General features: G+C 64.5%; 14 protein-coding genes and 1 pseudogene. 5 read left to right on the top strand and 10 right to left on the bottom strand.

Annotated elements, in window-relative coordinates; genetic code table 11:
• Positions 1–1,742 (top strand): thioester reductase domain-containing protein (locus C1A30_RS07785; RefSeq protein ID WP_142392562.1); only part of this gene is annotated, 1,742 nt, incomplete at its 5' end.
• On the opposite strand, the gene C1A30_RS07780 is transcribed toward C1A30_RS07785, so the two are convergent.
• Entirely contained in the window at positions 1,739–2,671 is a 933-nt protein-coding gene (locus C1A30_RS07780; protein ID WP_160112708.1) for a class I SAM-dependent methyltransferase, read from the bottom strand. The genes C1A30_RS07785 and C1A30_RS07780 overlap by 4 nt on opposite strands.
• A 223-nt stretch (positions 2,672–2,894) precedes the next feature.
• Between C1A30_RS07780 and C1A30_RS07775 the strand changes: the two genes are divergently transcribed.
• The gene (locus C1A30_RS07775; RefSeq protein ID WP_101947571.1) at positions 2,895–3,659 is read left to right on the top strand and encodes a methyltransferase domain-containing protein; all 765 of its coding nucleotides are present in this window, start codon (positions 2,895–2,897) and stop codon (positions 3,657–3,659) included.
• On the opposite strand, the gene C1A30_RS07770 is transcribed toward C1A30_RS07775, so the two are convergent.
• The 8 genes and pseudogenes from C1A30_RS07770 to iolC form a co-directional block, all read right to left on the bottom strand.
• Positions 3,629–5,353: an AMP-binding protein gene (locus C1A30_RS07770; protein WP_101947570.1), complete on the bottom strand. Its 1,725-nt coding sequence runs from the start codon at positions 5,351–5,353 to the stop codon at positions 3,629–3,631. The genes C1A30_RS07775 and C1A30_RS07770 overlap by 31 nt on opposite strands.
• Positions 5,354–5,533: 180 nt before the next feature.
• Positions 5,534–5,974 (bottom strand): annotated as a pseudogene (locus C1A30_RS07765) (aldehyde dehydrogenase family protein); the annotation flags it as partial.
• Between the two features lie 7 nt (positions 5,975–5,981).
• A complete protein-coding gene (locus C1A30_RS07760; RefSeq protein WP_101947569.1) occupies positions 5,982–6,995 on the bottom strand; it encodes a Gfo/Idh/MocA family protein in 1,014 nt (337 codons plus the stop codon).
• 8 nt (positions 6,996–7,003) lie between these two features.
• The gene (locus tag C1A30_RS07755) at positions 7,004–7,906 is read right to left on the bottom strand and encodes a sugar phosphate isomerase/epimerase (RefSeq protein WP_101947568.1); all 903 of its coding nucleotides are present in this window, start codon (positions 7,904–7,906) and stop codon (positions 7,004–7,006) included.
• Between the two features lie 2 nt (positions 7,907–7,908).
• Complete coding sequence (gene iolD, locus C1A30_RS07750; RefSeq protein ID WP_101947567.1) at positions 7,909–9,849, bottom strand: 3D-(3,5/4)-trihydroxycyclohexane-1,2-dione acylhydrolase (decyclizing); 1,941 nt, start codon at positions 9,847–9,849, stop codon at positions 7,909–7,911.
• An 11-nt stretch (positions 9,850–9,860) separates the two neighbouring features.
• A complete protein-coding gene (iolB, locus tag C1A30_RS07745; protein ID WP_101947566.1) occupies positions 9,861–10,724 on the bottom strand; it encodes a 5-deoxy-glucuronate isomerase in 864 nt (287 codons plus the stop codon).
• Positions 10,725–10,726: 2 nt separating this feature from the next.
• Entirely contained in the window at positions 10,727–11,608 is an 882-nt protein-coding gene (locus C1A30_RS07740; protein WP_200828184.1) for an aldolase, read from the bottom strand.
• The gene (iolC, locus tag C1A30_RS07735) at positions 11,601–12,572 is read right to left on the bottom strand and encodes a 5-dehydro-2-deoxygluconokinase (RefSeq protein ID WP_101947565.1); all 972 of its coding nucleotides are present in this window, start codon (positions 12,570–12,572) and stop codon (positions 11,601–11,603) included. The genes C1A30_RS07740 and iolC overlap by 8 nt, the downstream gene beginning before the upstream one ends.
• 153 nt (positions 12,573–12,725) lie before the next feature.
• Here iolC and C1A30_RS07730 point away from each other — a divergent pair, with 153 nt between their 5' ends.
• Positions 12,726–13,457: a GntR family transcriptional regulator gene (locus tag C1A30_RS07730; protein WP_101947564.1), complete on the top strand. Its 732-nt coding sequence runs from the start codon at positions 12,726–12,728 to the stop codon at positions 13,455–13,457.
• A gap of 22 nt (positions 13,458–13,479) precedes the next feature.
• Here the strand turns inward: C1A30_RS07730 and C1A30_RS07725 are convergent, their stop codons facing one another.
• Positions 13,480–14,256, bottom strand: a complete 777-nt coding sequence (locus C1A30_RS07725; protein ID WP_200828183.1) for a TIM barrel protein — start codon at positions 14,254–14,256, stop codon at positions 13,480–13,482.
• A 150-nt stretch (positions 14,257–14,406) separates the two neighbouring features.
• On the opposite strand from C1A30_RS07725, the gene C1A30_RS07720 reads away from it, so the two are divergent.
• Positions 14,407–15,393, top strand: a complete 987-nt coding sequence (locus tag C1A30_RS07720) for a substrate-binding domain-containing protein (RefSeq protein ID WP_101947563.1) — start codon at positions 14,407–14,409, stop codon at positions 15,391–15,393.
• The gene (locus C1A30_RS07715) at positions 15,393–16,451 is read left to right on the top strand and encodes an ABC transporter permease (RefSeq protein WP_101947562.1); all 1,059 of its coding nucleotides are present in this window, start codon (positions 15,393–15,395) and stop codon (positions 16,449–16,451) included. Before C1A30_RS07720 ends, C1A30_RS07715 begins: the two co-directional genes overlap by 1 nt.

Below are 16,451 nucleotides of genomic sequence, written 5' to 3'. Positions count from 1 at the left end.
ATGTGGTGCGGGTGCGGGCGGGGTTGGCTGAGCGGTTGCCCGGTTATATGGTGCCCGCGGCGATTGTGGTGATCGAGGCGTTGCCGTTGACGGTCAACGGCAAACTTGATGTGCGGGCGTTGCCGGCACCGGAATACGGTGGGGCCGATCGCTACCGCGCCCCCACCAACACCATCGAAGAAATCATCGCCGGCATCTACGCCCAAGTCCTCGACCACGACCACATCAGCATCGACGACTCCTTCTTCGACCTCGGCGGCGACTCAGTATCAGCCATGCGCGCCATCGCCGCCATCAACACCAGCCTCAACACCGACCTCCCAGTACACACCCTCTTCGACACACCAACAGTGGCACAACTCGCACCCCTCATCCACCACGAGGCGCACCCCGACAGCGATTTGCGCTTCGCCGCCGTGCACGGAAGCGATGTCACCGAGGTGCACGCCCGCGATCTCACGCTGGACAAGTTCATCGACGCGCCGACACTGTCCGCCGCTCCGACCCTGCCAGGCCCCAGTGCCGAGGTCCGCACCGTTCTGCTGACCGGAGCGACCGGCTTCCTGGGGCGCTACCTCGCGCTGGAATGGCTCGAGCGGATGGAGTCGGTCGATGGCACGGTGATCTGCCTGGTGCGCGGTGAGTCGAACGAGGACGCTCGGCGCCGTCTCGAGGAGGTCTTCGACAGCAAAGACCCAAACCTGTTGCAGCAGTTCCAGAAACTCGCTACCAGCCATCTTGAGGTTGTCGCCGGTGACAAGGGTCAGGCCAATTTGGGACTGGACCAGCAGACCTGGCAGCGGCTGGCTGACACGGTCGATCTGGTCGTCGATCCCGCGGCGATGGTCAACGCCGTGTTGTCCTACCGCGAACTGTTCGGGCCCAACGTGGTGGGTACCGCGGAGCTGATCCGGCTCGCGCTCACGACGAAGATCAAGCCCCTTAACTACGTGTCGACGTCTGACGTCGGTCGGCAGATCGAGCCTTCGGCGTTCACCGAGGAGGCGGATATCCGGGTCATCAGCCCGACCCGCGCCATCGACGCAGGCATCGCAAGCGGTTACGCCAACAGCAAATGGGCGGGCGAGGTGCTGCTACGCGAGGCACACGACCTGTGCGGCCTTCCCGTCGCGGTGTTCCGCTCCGGAATGATCCTGGCTGATCCCAGATATGCCGGCCAGCTCAATGTGTCGGACACCGTCACCCGGATGGTGTTGAGCGTGGTGGCCACCGGCACCGCGCCTCGCTCGTTCTACCAGCTCGACGCTGACGGCAATCGACAATCCGCGCACTTCGACGGGCTGCCAGTCGGTTTCGTTGCTGAAGCGATCGCCACACTGGGTGCGCATGCGGTCAACGGATTCGAAACCTATCACGTGATGAACCCGCACGATGACGGCGTCGGGATCGATGAATACGTCGACTGGCTGATCGAGGCCGGCTACCCGATCCAGCGCACCGACGACTTCGGCGAGTGGCTCCAGCGATTCGAGGCCGGGCTGCGCGCACTGCCGGAGCAACAACGCCAGCATTCTGTCCTGCAGATGTTGCTGTTACGCGGCTCCAATGAGTTGCAGCCCCCGACGCCGCCACACGGGGCTTATGCGCCGACCAATCGATTCCGTGCAGCGGTACAAGAAGCGAAAATCGGCCCCGACGCGGACATCCGAGATATCCCACATGTGTCGGCGCCGATCATCGTCAAGTATGCCACCGATCTGGAACTGCTCGGCCTGCTCTAGTCTGTTGGAGCAGCCTTACTAACCAACGGCTTTCGCGCGGAAACGATCACGTAATCGGCGAAACCGTTTGCCCGCTCCCACAGCGATACGCCGCGGCACTCGGCGCGGTCGTCGTCCGTCACCTCCACGACCACCTCATGCATCTTTTTGTTCTCCCGGACACGTTGCCAGGTGTACTTCGCCATCCCTGGAAAGACATCCTCCCGGATCGACTCCACGAGAACATCATTGAATCCCAAGGCAGCCAGCCGCCGCTGATATTCCTCACGGTCATAGTAATTCGCTTGTGGGATATGGCCGTATCTTCGGCCGAAGGCTGTTGTCAAGCCGGACTTTTTGCCCAGATCCGGAAGCATATCGGCGAGCACAATGGATCCCCCTGGTTTGAGGACACGAAAAGCCTCGCGCAGGAACTGATCACGCGTGTCGAAGTGAAAAGCGCATTCCAAGGCCAACACCTTGTCGAACGATCCGTCGGGGAAGTCCATCTCGGTCGCTGAGCCGAGTCGGATGTGAATCCGGTCTTCCAGTCGGCGCTGGGCGACGCGCTCCCTGCCTTTGTCGACGTGGACCGGAGTGATGTCGATTCCAGTGATGTGAGAGACATGGAAGCGATCAAGAAGGACGAAATCCTGCTCCGCGAATCCCACGCCGACATCAAGAACCTGATCGGTTGGTTCCAGTTCGGCGCGCGTTCCCATCAGTTCGACCATCGCGACGCAAGCGTCGGGATACGTGCGAGCGACTTTCCAGTACCCGAGGTTGAGCCACAGCGGCTTGGAGTCGTCGGCGTACCCCTCATTCTTGAAGTCGATGACGTCGTCGCCGATCATCGTGTAGTACGCAGCGGCGTCCTTTTGCCGCATGAGCCCAAACGAGCGGACAACCGTCCGGAACGCCGAGTAAATCGAAAAGGCAATTCGATCCATAGTTGTCCTTAGGGGAAACTGTGGTTCATGGTAGCTGGTTGCACTTTGGGTCGTAGTGCGTACCGGTGAGCGAAAATACAAGTTGCGGCTGCAAGCAGTCATGGCTGTCAATCGCGTTTCCGCGGAGCGGCCGTCGGCGATAGGTTGCGCAAACCACGTTCGGTCACTGCCGTTTTCGTCCAAACTGAGGTGCGTGAACAGCAGTTCTCACGAGATTGTGAGTATGCCTCGGGGCGGGCCAAACGCCTCATGGCTCGATCGGCGGTTACAGACCGACCGGCTGGAATATCTGGACCGCGACGACGTCGATGATCTGAGGGCCAAAGTCATCCGATCGTTGGACCGCGGCGGACAACGGCGATGGGTCGGCACTTACGAGAAGATCGCCAGGATGGCGCTTGCCGAGGTCGCCGACATCCCCTCTCCCACGATCCTCGAGCTCGGGGCGGGCCTGGGCGGTCTCTCGCGCAAAATGCTGAAGATTCACCCCAGTGCCTGCGTGACGGTCACCGACATCGACCCGACCTTCGTGGCCCGCGTCGCCGCCGGGGATCTCGGCACGCATCCACGCGCCACAGTGCGGGCGATGGACGCCACCGCGATCGACGCCGCGGCCGGGTCTTACGACCTTGCGGTATTTGCGTTGTCATTACACCACTTGGCGCCTGAGCAAGCCGCCCTGGTGTTCGCCGAGGGAACCCGCGTCGCACGCAAGTTGCTGATCGTTGACCTCCGCAGGCCGCGGGCGCCGCTGCACGTGATGCTGTTGGCGGCGGTGCTGCCGTTCACTCGGTTCATGCCGGTCGCGCACGACGGATTGATCAGCTCTTTGCGGGCCTACAGCCCGTCGGCACTACAGGCATTGGCCCACCATGCCGACCCTGAAATCACTGTCGAATTTCGCACCCAACCGTTGGGCCCGACCGTGGCCGTTGCCAGCCGTGCCGCGATGGCGGGTCAGGCCGGTGACGCAGCTGACAAGCGGTGAAACCCCCCGCTTCGATAGAGTTCGACACAGGCTGCTCGCCTGACTTTTCCGCTCGTCGTGATCGGAATCGAGCCTGGCGCAACAAGTACGACGTCTTGGACACTCACGCCATGGGAATTGGAAATCGCCGACGTGACTTCTTCTTGGACATGGCGGAGTCGTTCGGCCATCTCCCCCTCGGACGGGCCGCTCTTCTTGAGCTCAACGACCGCAACTAGCTTCTCTGTGGCAGCGTCATCGACGACAGCGATGGCCACGGCCCGTCCCCGCGATATCTTCTGGATGGTTGCCTCGATATCGTCGGGATAGTGGTTACGGCCACGCACGATCAGGATGTCCTTGATGCGGCCCGCGATGAAAAGCTCTCCCTCGGAGACGAATCCGAGATCACCGGTTCTCAGCCACGGTTTCTCAGGTGTCCCAGGTGAAGGGTTGATCATCGTCGCCGCGAAAGTCTGCTCCGCGTCGACAGGCCTGCGCCAATAGCCCGGACTGACGTTGCCGCCGTGCACCCAGATCTCACCAATCTTTCCGGCTGGGATCTCCATCGCGGTTTCGGGATCGACGATCCGCACAACCGGTGATCGCGGCTCACCGTAACTCACCAGCTGTGTACCGGTCTCGCATCGCTCAGCGTGGCCGACTGCCAGCCTCTCGGGGTTGAAAGAGACGAAATCCGGCGCCGCACCAGGCGGGTGGGTAGCGACGAACAGCGTTGCCTCTGCGAGGCCATACGAAGGGCGTATCGCGGACGCGGATAGGTTGAAGCGTGCGAATCGTCGAGTGAAGCGGTTGATCGTAGCGGGGTTCACCCGTTCTGCGCCGCTCAGGATGTAGAGCACGCTCCCTAGATCGAGCCCGGACATATCGTCGTCAGATGTCCGCGCCGCCGCCAGTTCAAAGGCGAAATTCGGCGCGGCGGAGAGCACTTGGGGGTGGCGAGCCAACAATTGCATCCACCTGGCGGGACGTTGAAGGAACGAAAGCGGACTCATGATTGTCGTCTGCCACCCAGCCAGAACTCCGCTGCAGATTCCCACCATCAGGCCCATGTCGTGATAGAAGGGCAGCCACGACACAACGGATTCCGGCAGCCGGTAGTCGGGAAAGTAGCCGGCGACGATCTGCTTCCAATTCGTCGACAGATTGGTGTTCGATACCGCCACCCCAGCTGGGGTGCGCGTCGATCCGGATGTGTACTGCAGATAGGCGATGTCCGGACGGTCATGCCGATGGCTGAAGGACGCACTGCGAGAGTCCAAGTCGAGCGAATCGACTTCGATCACCGTTGCGGCGGATCTTTGCGCATACGGTGCGACTACGTCGACAACATCGGACGTCGTCAAGACCACCGAAGGCGATGCGTCCTCCAGGACCGCGGCGACGCGCTCGTCGTGGATCGCTGACATCGGAACCGAAAGTGGGACGGCGATGAGTCCGGCTTCCAGAGCGCCGAGGAATGCGACGATGTAATCGAGCCCTTGGGGAGCAAGAATCACGGCGCGGTCGCCAATCGCGCCGCAGCCCTGGAGTTCCTGAGCAAGGTTGAGCGAGCGCCGACACAGCTGCCCCCACGTCAGACGCTCCTCGGAGCCTTCCCAATTCTGTTCGTAATCAAGGAACGTGAACGCCGTGTGATTGGGCTGCAGATTTGCGCGTTCGCGCAATACGTCGCAAATCGAAGGCTCGTTCATCGCAGCTCCCGTCCCAGCTGGATGCGAAAACGCTGGACTCAGCTTAAAGCCACGAGCGCTCTCGCGGCGCCGTTCCGACGCTCCCGAGACCGCATGCACATCAGACACCGCACGCGTCACGGGCAGCACGGTCGCTCGCGGGTTACCAATCTATTTGTTCTGGGGGAAGTCGAGTTCGATGCCGCCGTCGTTGGTGCAGATCGCGGTGCCGTTGCCGTAGGGGTTGCTGTTGATCAGTTGCAGCGCTTCGTCGTAGGACTCGACGCGCACGACCGAGCGCACGGGGCCGAAGATCTCGTCGGTGTAGACGCTCATCTCGGGGGTGACATGGTCGATCAGCGTGGGGCCGAGCCAGAATCCCTCAGCGCCTCCGTCGGCCTTCACCGTGCGGCCATCGACGACGATCTTGGCGCCGTCGGCTTCTCCGGCGTCGATGAAGGAGGCGACCTTGTCGCGGTGGGCCTTGGTGACCAGCGGGCTCATGTCGGCGCCCTTGGTGCCGTCGCCGGTGCGGAGGGCGCGTGCCCGGTCACTGATTTTGGCGACCAGGTCGTCGGCGATCGGGCCGACGACCTGGTCGAGGTCGGCGTCGGGCAGGATCACCGCGGTGTGGGATCGAGCGCGATCTTCATTGCGCACCCACTCTCTCCGCGAGTCCGACGTCGACGCGCCGGCCGGTCTCCAGTGACTGGACACCCGCCTCACACACCGCCGCGGCGGCGTAACCGTCCCATGCGGTGGGCCCGTCGACGTTGACACCTGATCGGACAGCGTCCACCCACCGCTGCACCTCGATATCGTAGGCGGTGCCGAACCGCTCGCGGAAGCCCGGCGCTATCCGGCCGCCCCACGTTCCTTGGCTCGACTTGCGTACCAACCCGACATCCAAACCGATTGTGGCGCTGCCGCGTTCACCGACCACCTCGGTGCGCACCTCGTAGCCGACGCCGGTGGTGACGAACAGTTCGACGTCGACATGACGACCGCTGACGGTCCGGAAGATCGCGATCTGCGGATCCTGAAGACCCTCGGGCGCCGAGGGATTCACCGCGGGCCTGATGATCTGCACCGAGGCGATCTCCTCGTCGAACAGGAAACGCGTCACGTCGACCTCGTGCACCAACGAGTCCCTGACCATCATCGCCGAGTTGAACCTCGGCGGCACGGCGGGATTGCGGTGCACGCAGTGCATGACCAACGGTTGGCCCAGTTCTCCGCCGCCGATCAGCGCCTTGAGTTGCTGGTATTCCGGATCGAAGCGGCGCATGAAACCCACCTGGATGAGCGGCTTTTCCAGTTCCGCCTCGCGACGAACGACCTCGAGGGACGACGCCGAGTCCGTCGTCAGCGGCTTCTCGCACAGCACCGGCTTGCCGTGTTCGAGGCAGGCCAGCAACTGCTTTTCGTGGGTAGGACCCGGCGTCGCGAGCAGCACCGCGTCGACGTCGTCCGCCGCGATCGCGTCGAACGGATCCGCCGCCACGCGGGATCCCGGTACGGCCGAAGCGACCTCCGCCGCCTTCTCGGGCAGGTAGTCGTTGACCACCGAGACGACGGCGCCGCTGATTCGGCCGGTGATGCGGGCGACGTGGTCGGCGCCCATCACTCCGACACCGAGCACGCCAATTCGCAAGTCTGACATCACGTTTCCTAGAATCTCACCGCTGGGACGCCGCACGATCCGAGATAGTTGCGGGTACGCTGGGCGATCGGCAGTGGTTGGTCGGGATCGCATGGGTACATGTCCTGCTCGACGATCGCGAACACGTCGACACCCAGTTTGGCGATCGCATCCAGTAAGGGCCGCATTTCCGGGATGCCCCGCGGCGGTTCGGTCATCGCGCCAAGCTTGACCGCCGCACCGAACGGCAGATCCTCGGCTTCCACCTTGGCGCGCACGTCCGGGTCGACCTGCTTGAGATGGAGATATCCGATGCGTTCGGGGGCGCGGTTGATGATCGCGAGATTGTCGCCGCCGCAGTAGCTGATGTGGCCGGTGTCCAGGCACAGGTTGACGAACTCGGAATCCGTGCCGTCCAGGAAACGGTAGACGCTCTCCTCGGTGTCGACGTGGCTGTCGGCGTGCGGGTGATATTGCGCGCGCACCCCGTACTTCTCGAACATCGCCTTGCCGAGGTCGTTCATGCCGCCGGTCTTCTTCTTCCACTGCTCGGCGGTCAAATTGCGGTCCTCCAGCACCTCGCCGGTGGCCGCGTCGCGCCACATCTCCGGTATGACGACGACGTGTTTCCCGCCGACGGCCGCGGTGAGCTTCGCGACGTCCTCGATCTGCCGCCACACGGCATCCCATGAATCGTCTTGATGCAGATGTTCGAAAACCGTTCCGGCAGAGAGCTTCAGGTTGCGTGAGGCGAGTTCGTCCGACAACTGTTGCGGGTCGGTCGGCAGATAGCCGTACGGCCCCAACTCGATCCATTGGTAACCGGACGCGGCCACTTCGTCGAGGAATCGGGTGTACGGCGTCTGATGGGGATCATCGGCGAACCACACACCCCACGAATCGGGCGCCGAACCGACGAGAATCGTGCTCACGGTCAATCCTTCGAATCGTAAGGCTTCACGTACGGGCGCTGGACCTTCTTCCACTCGGCATACGTCTCGTAGGCCGCCGCGGTGGAATCCAGCGTCGAAACCTGGCTCACCGGAACGTCCCACCACGATTGGCTGTCCGGCGCGTACACCAGCGGATCGGTCTCGACGTGGATGACCGTGGTGTGCTCGTTGGTCTTGGCCACCTTGACCGCGTCGGTGAACTCGGCGGCCGTCGTCACCTTGATCACCTCGGCGCCGAGGCTGGCGGCGTTGGCGGCCAAATCGACGGGAAGCTTGTCGCCCGCCAACCGGCCGGAATCGTCGCGGTAACGGTAGGCGGTGCCGAAACGCTGCGAGCCCAACGACTCCGACAGCGAGCCGATCGACGCGAAACCGTGGTTCTGCACCAGCACCAGGATGATCTTCACACCCTCCTGGACGGCGGTGGCCAGCTCGGTCGCCATCATCAGATACGAACCGTCGCCGACGAGCACGAAGACATCGCGGTCAGGTGCGGCCATACGCACTCCGATGCCGCCGGCCACCTCGTAGCCCATGCAGGAGTAGCCGTATTCGACGTGATAGCCCTTGCGGTCTCGGGTCCGCCACAGCTTGTGCAGGTCGCCGGGCATCGACCCCGCAGCGCACACCACCACGTCGCGCGGATCGGACAGCGTGTTGGCGAGCCCGATCACCTGACTCTGGTTCAGCGCACTGCCGTCGTCCTCGATTCGGTAGGCCGCCGACACCGTGTCCTCCCATTGCTGGGTCAATTCCAGGGTCCGAGACCGGTATTGGTCACCGACGGTGTATCCGTCGAGGGCGTCGGACAGCGCTTCGAGCGCCTCGCGGGCGTCGGCCACCACCGACAGCGCACCCTGTTTGACGGCGTCGAACGACGCGACGTTGATGTTGACGAACCGCACGCCGGGGTCGTTGAACGCGGTGCGCGAGGCGCTGGTGAAGTCGCTGTAGCGGGTGCCGATGCCGATCACGACGTCCGACTCGGCAGCCAGCGCGTTGGCCGCGGTGGTGCCTGTCGAACCGACCGCGCCGACCTCCTGCGGATGGTCATACGGCAGCGATCCCTTACCTGCCTGCGTCTCCGACACCGGGATGCCGGTCTTCTCGACGAACGCCGCGAGCGCTTCGTTGGCGCCGGAGTAGATCACGCCGCCGCCCGCGACGATCAGCGGTCGCTGCGCGGAGCGGATCACCTCGGCCGCCCTGGCGATCACCGACCGTTCGGGCACCGGCCTTGCGATGTGCCAAGTGCGTTCGGCGAACAGCGATTCCGGCCAGTCGAACGCCTCGGCCTGCACATCCTGCGGCAACGCGATCGTCGCAGTGCCCGTCTCTGCCGGATCGGTGAGCACCCGCATCGCGCCAAGCAGCGCCGACGGCAACTGCTCGGGGCGCCACACCCGGTCGAAGAACCGGGACAGCGGCTTGAACGCGTCGTTGACGGTCAACTCGTTGTCGTGGGGCTGTTCCAGGTCCTGCAGCACCGGCGCGCTGACGCGCGTCGCGAACGTGTCCGACGGCAGCAACAGCACCGGCAGCCGGTTGATGGTGGCCAGCGCGGCCCCGGTCAGCATGTTCGTCGACCCCGGCCCGATGCTTGCAGTCACCGCCCAGGTCTGCAGCCGGTCCTGCTGACGCGCGTACGCCGCCGCGGTGTGCACCATGGCTTGTTCGTTGCGGCCCAACACATATCGCAGCGACGGTTCGTTGTCCCCGCGTTCGGCCTGTAGCAGCGCCTGCCCGATGCCTGCCACGTTGCCGTGTCCGAAGATGCCGAGGCAGCCTGCGAAGAACTTGGTGCGCTCACCGTCGCGCTCGACGTACTGATTCGCCAGGAACCGAATGGTGGCCTGGGCGACCGTCAGTCGTACCGTCGGCTCGGCGTCGGGTGCCTTGAATGCGGATGCTTTGGAAACCATTCGTCACACTCCTAGGCAGAAGGCGGGGTACGTAGGGGCAGCCGGGGATCGACATCCTGGCTTTCCCAGGTGCCGCGCAGCCAGGCGTGTTCGGGATCGTCGACGATCTTCCACGCGCGTTCCTCGCCGGGGCCGGCCATCACGTTCAGGTAGTACATGTGGTAGCCGGGCGCGGCAACCGACGGGCCGTGGTATCCGTGCGGGACGAGCACCACGTCGCCGGTGCGGACCTCTTCGAGCACCTCGATCGGGCGGTCCGGCGTGCCGTAGACGCGGTGGTAGCCGAAGCCGCGGGAACCATCTGGGCCCGAGTCGATTTCGAAGTAGTAGATCTCCTCCAACTCCGATTCGACGGCGGTGTTCTGGTCGTGCTTGTGGGCGGGATAGCTGGACCAGTTGCCGCCGGGGGTGATCACCTCGCACGCGATCAGCGAGTCGGCGTCGAAAACGCCTGCGGTGCCGAAGTTGTGCACCTGGCGGCTGCAGTTGCCGGTGCCGCGAAGCTCGACCGGGACGTCGGCGGCGGCCACCCGGCGATTCGGCAACTGGCGCTTGGCGCGGGCGCCGCAGATCGCAAACCGGCCTTGCCCTGCCAGTGTGTACGTCTGCCCGGTGCCGATGTACACCATGTCGGCGGGACCGTCGAAAACCGATGCGCGCGGGCTCAATTCGAATACCTCGCTGCCGACGGTCACCGAACCGCCGCCTGCCAGCGGCAGGATCATCACCTCGGTGCCGCCGGTGTCGAGCGTCAGGTCCGCAGCCAATTCGACAACCTGCAGGCTGGACTCCGTCCAGCCCGCCGACTCCGGGGTGACGTCGACGGTGTACGGGGGAGTGGCTGACCGGGCGGGAATGTAGTACTTGCTCTGCATGTTCACCTCACCATCGAAACGGCGGTCGCGACCGCGGAACTGACGTCGTCGTCGACCGGGTAGAGCAGGGTGCGGCCGACGATCAGACCGCGCACGGACGGCAGCGCGAGCGCCTTCTGCCAACTGGCGAATGCCTCGTCGGGATCGGCAGGGTCACCGCCGAGCAGCAGCGTCGGCAGCGTCGTCGACTCCATCACGCGCTCCATCTCGTCGACGACGGGCAGCTTCATCCAGGTGTACGCCGAGGTCGAACCCAGCCCCTGGCCGATGTGGACCGATTTGATCACCGCGTCGGGGGACAGGTCGTTGCGTACCTTGCCGTCCACCCGGGTCGACATGAACGGTTCGACCATCGCGATCAGCTTGTGCGATGCGAGTTCGTCGACGGCGCGTGCACACGACTCCAGGGTGGCAACGGTGCCGGGATCGCTAAGATCGATGCGGCACAACATCTTTCCACCGTTCATCCGCATCGCGGCGGTGGCGGCCGCGGGGGCCGCCGTCATCCGGTCGTCGAGTTCGAAGGCGGCGCCTGCCAGGCCGCCGCGGGTCATCGACGAGAAGACCACCTTGTCCTCGAGCGCGCCGAGCAGCACCAGGTCGTCGAGTATGTCGGCGGTTGCCAGCACACCGTCGACGCCGGGGTCGGCCAGCGCCGCCCGCAACCGATCCAGAAGATCGGTGCGGCTGTTCATCGCGGTCGGCCGGGAACCCACCGACAACGCACCGCGGGCCGGGTGGTCGGCGGCGACGATCATCAACCTGCCGTTGCCGCGCACTGTGGGCCTGGTGACGCGGCCCTGCCACGCGCGGTGGATCGCGTCGGGATCACTCGCGCGCAGTTCGGTGATCTCGGCGTAGGTGTTGCAGAGCGCGCTAGGCATTGGCAGCCTCGGCGGATGTCCGTTCGGCGAGGCCGGCGACCTCCGCGGCGGTCGGCATGGCCGTCGAGCACTCCAGCCGCGATGCGACGATCGCGCCCGCGGCGTTCGCGTAGCGCAGCGTCTTATCCAGCGGCCAGCCGTGCAGCAACCCGTGGCACAGGCTGCCGCCGAACGCGTCACCTGCGCCGAGCCCGTTGACCACCTCGACCTCGTTGGGCGCCACCGTCACATGCGAATCGCGCGTCTTGCCGAGCACGCCGCGGGGGCCTTGTTTGACGATCGCGAGTTCGACGCCGAGGTCGAGCAATGCGTCGGCGGCCTTGTGCGGATCCTGCTCGCCGACGGCGATCTCGCACTCCTCGCGGTTGCCGACCGCGACGGTCACGTGCTGCAGCGCACGCTGCACTTGTTCGGTGGCAGCGGCGGGCGTCTCCCAGAACATCGGCCGGTAGTCGAGGTCCAGCACGGTGAACGGCCGCCGCCCGCGCGCTTCCCACGCGGCGAAATGTGCGCTGCGGCTTGGCTCTTCGGACAGTCCTGTGACCGTCGACCAGTACAACCGGGCCGCGCGCACCGCCTCGGTGTCGATCTCGTCGGCGCACAGCTGCAGATCAGGGGCGCTCGGCTTGCGATAAAAGTAGAGCGGGAAGTTGTCGGGCGGGAAGATCTCGCAGAACGTCACCGGGGTCGGGAACTCGCCGTGCGTCGCGACGTAGCGGTTGTCGACGCCGAGGCGGGCCAACTCGTCGCGGACGAACGTACCGAACGGGTCGTCGCCTGCGCCGGAGATCAGGGCCGTGCGATTACCCAGTCGCGCCGCGGCTACCGCAACGTTGGCCGCGCTGCCGCCAAGGAACTTCCCGAACGACGTGACGTCCTGCAGTCCGACCCCGATCTGCAGCGGATAGATGTCGACGCCGCTGCGCCCGATGGCAAGGACGTCATATGGCTGTGCGGTGGTCAAAGTCAGCCCTTCCAAAGATGGTGAGCGTTCGATAACGACTGTGCCCCGCATCCCGCGACGCTGTCAATACTTTGTCCTGACATTCTATCTTTCGATCATGCGATGTTAGGATGCAGCTACTCTTCATCTGCCCCATGCGAGATCGGAGTCGACGTGCCCCTGACGGTGGAGCTCGACAGGTCGAGCCCTGTCCCTCTCTACTATCAGCTCGCGCAGGCCATCGAGGCGGCGATCCGGGATGGCGAACTCGCGCCGGGCGATCGCTTCGAGAACGAACTGGCGTTGGCGAAGCGATTGACCTTGTCCCGACCCACAACTCGGCGTGCGATCCAGGAACTGGTCGACAAGGGCCTGCTGGTGCGCAAGCGCGGAGTTGGCACTCAGGTGGTGCAGAACCCCGTGCATCGTCGGGTCGAGTTGACCAGTTTGTTCGATGACCTGGCGCGCGCAGGCCAGGAGCCGACCACCCAGCTGCTCGAGTACCGGGTGGGACCCGCCGACGAAGAGGTCGCAGGCGAACTCAATCTCGCCGAGAACCGGGAGGTGGTGTCCATCTACCGGTTGCGGTGCGCCAACGGTGAGCCGCTCGCGGTGATGACGAACCATCTGCCGGTCGAGATCGCCCCGGCGCCCGAGGAGTTGGAGAGCAACGGGTTGTATCAGTCGTTGCGGGCGCGCGGCGTGCACATCCGGCTGGCGCGCCAGCGCATCGGCGCACGGGGCGCCACGCGTTCGGAGGCGCGACTGCTCGACGAGAAACCCAACGCCCCGCTGCTGACCATGGCGCGCACCGCGTTCGACGATTCCGGCAGCGCGGTGGAGTTCGGCACGCACTGCTACCGCGCGTCGCGCTACTACTTCGACACCACCCTGGTCGACCGGTGACTTTTCCTCACGGTAGCTCGCGCTATCGACTGAACGCGCGGCGGAACGCGTCCAGTGCCGCCACGCTGTCGCCGGACGCCCAGGCCTCCATCCCGACCGTCCCGGCAAACCCGATGTCGCGCAACCCCTTCGCGATCGCCGGGTAGTAGATCTCGCCGGTGCCGGGCTCGCAACGGCCCGGCACATCGGCGATTTGCACCTCGCCGATTGCGTCGCCGCAGCGCCGCACCAATTCGATCAGGTTCCCCTCGCCGATCTGTGCGTGGTACAGGTCGAGCATCATCTTGACGTTGGGATGCCCGACGCCCTCCACCAACGCGAGCGTGTCCTTGGCGCGCGCCAACGGGACGCCGGGATGGTCGACGAGCGTGTTGAGGTTCTCCACGCAGAACGTGACACCCGCGGTCGCGCCCATCTCGCCGATACGTTCCAGCGTGCGCAACGCGGTGGTCCACATCGCACCGTCGGCCCGGTAGCGGGGCCGGGCGGCGTTGCCGTCGACCAACTCGGCGGTATGCAGGTTCAGCCGCGGAACACCAAGGGTCTCAGCGGCTTTGAGAGACAGTTCGGCCGTGCGCACCACCTCGTTGGCGGTCGCGGGGTCGATCAGGTCGCCGTGCAGGTAGCCCGTCATCGACGAGAAGTTCGCGCCGGTGCCGGCCAGCGCCTGCAAATCCTTGTCGTGCCAACTCCAGATCTCAACGGCGAAGCCCATCTCGTGGATGCGCCGGATGCGGTCGACGATCGGAAGGTCCGTGAACACCATCTCCGCGCAGACCGCCAGCGAAAAGTCATTCACGGCGTCACCTCCCTCGCCTTGACCGGCAGCGATGACCCTAGCATTTGATGTGCAGTCCTAATGTCAGGACAAAGTATTGACATTCCGCTGTGAGCCGTATTACATCGACTTTTGAGGCGTCTCACGCCGCACTCTATGAGCGGAGGAAATATGAAGTTCAGTCGGCTCGCTGCCACCGCCGCGGTGAGTGTGCTCGCAGTCGGACTTGCGGCATGTTCCAACACCGGGGGCAAGCCCCAGGAATCGGGCAATGGCGGGGGAGGCGGCACTGCCGACACGCCGCGGATGACGATCGCGATGATCACCCACGAAGTGCCCGGCGACTCGTTCTGGGACCTGATCCGCAAGGGCGCTGAAGCGGCCGCGAAGAAGGACAACATCGAACTTCGTTACTCCAACGATCCCGAGGCGCCCAACCAGGCGAACCTGGTGCAGACCGCCGTCGACAGCGGCGTCAAGGGCATCGCAGTGACGTTGGCCAAGCCGGACGCCATGCGCGCGGCCGTGCAGGGCGCCGAGGCCAAGGGCATCCCGGTGGTGGCGTTCAACGCCGGCCTGGAGGACTGGAAGGCGATGGGCGTCAAGGAGTACTTCGGGCAGGACGGCTACATCGCGGGGCAGAGCGCCGGTGACCGGCTCACCAAGGAAGGCGCCAAGAAGGCCATCTGCGTGATCCAGGAGCAGGGCCACGTCGACCTCGAGGCCCGCTGCGCAGGACTGAAGAACACCTTCCCTGCCACCGAGAACCTCAACGTCAACGGCAAGGACATGCCGTCGGTCGAGTCGACGATCACCGCGAAGCTGCAACAGGATCCGAGCATCGACTACATCGTGACGCTGGGCGCACCGTTCGCGTTGACGGCCGTGCAATCGGCGAAGAACGCGGGCAGCAAGGCCAAGATCGGCACCTTCGACACCAACGCCGCGCTGGTCGACGCGATCAAGAACGGTGACGTGCTGTGGGCCGTCGACCAGCAGCCGTACCTGCAGGGTTACCTGGCCGTCGACTCACTGTGGCTGTATCTGACCAACGGCAACGTCATCGGCGGCGGCCAACCGACCCTGACGGGCCCGGCCTTCATCGAGAAGTCGAACATCGACGCCGTCGCGGAGTACGCAAAGAACGGAACCCGATAATGACCACCCAGTCAGAGGTCGACCTTTCGCAACGAAAGGTCGTCCACGACGAACGGGTCAAGGAACGAAACCGCGTCCAGCGGTTGCTGATTCGACCGGAGATGGGTGCGCTGATCGGCGCGATCGGCATCTTCATCTTCTTCACCATCGTGGCTGCCCCGTTCCGCAGCCCCGAAGCGCTGGCCACCGTGCTGTACGCCAGTTCCACCATCGGCATCATGGCCTGCGCGGTCGCGCTGCTGATGATCGGCGGCGAGTTCGACCTGTCGTCGGGTGTGGCGGTGACCTTCAACTCGCTGGCCGCCTCCATGCTGGCGTTCAACCTGCACCTGAATCTGTGGGTGGGTGCGGCGCTGGCATTGGTGCTCGCGCTGGCGGTCGGGTTCTTGAACGGCTACCTCGTGATGAAGACGAAGATCCCCAGCTTCCTCATCACGCTGAGCACGTTCTTGATGATCACTGGCATCAATCTCGCTGTCACCAAACTGATCACCGGCCAGGTGGCCACCCCGAGCGTGTCCGACATGCAGGGCTTTGAATCAGCAAAGCTCGTGTTCGCGTCGTCGTTCTCGATCGGCAGCGTCAGCATCCGCATCACCGTGGTCTGGTGGCTGTTGTTCACCGCGGTCGCGACGTACGTGTTGTTCAAGACGCGCGTGGGCAACTGGATCTTCGCGGTCGGCGGCGATCAGGAAAGTGCCCGTGCCGTCGGTGTGCCGGTGACCAAGATGAAGATCGGCCTGTTCATGTTCGTCGGCTTCGCGGCCTGGTTTGTCGGCATGCACTATCTGTTCTCGTTCAACACAGTGCAATCCGGCCAGGGCGTCGGCAACGAGTTCCTCTACATCATCGCCGCCGTCATCGGTGGCTGCCTTCTCACCGGCGGCTACGGCACCGCGATCGGCGCCGCAATCGGTGCGTTCATCTTCGGCATGGTGAACCAAGGCATCGTGTATGCCGGCTGGAACCCCGACTGGTTCAAGTTCTTCCTGGGCGGCATGCTGCTGTTCGCGGTGATCGCCAACAACGCTTTCCGCAACTACGCGGCGAAGAGGTAA

The sequence above is a fragment of the Mycobacterium sp. 3519A genome, from assembly GCF_900240945.1.
Lineage (GTDB): Bacteria > Actinomycetota > Actinomycetes > Mycobacteriales > Mycobacteriaceae > Mycobacterium.
The sequence above is the reverse complement of the archived record's forward strand: the minus strand, read 5'-3'. Positions and strand labels throughout refer to the sequence as shown.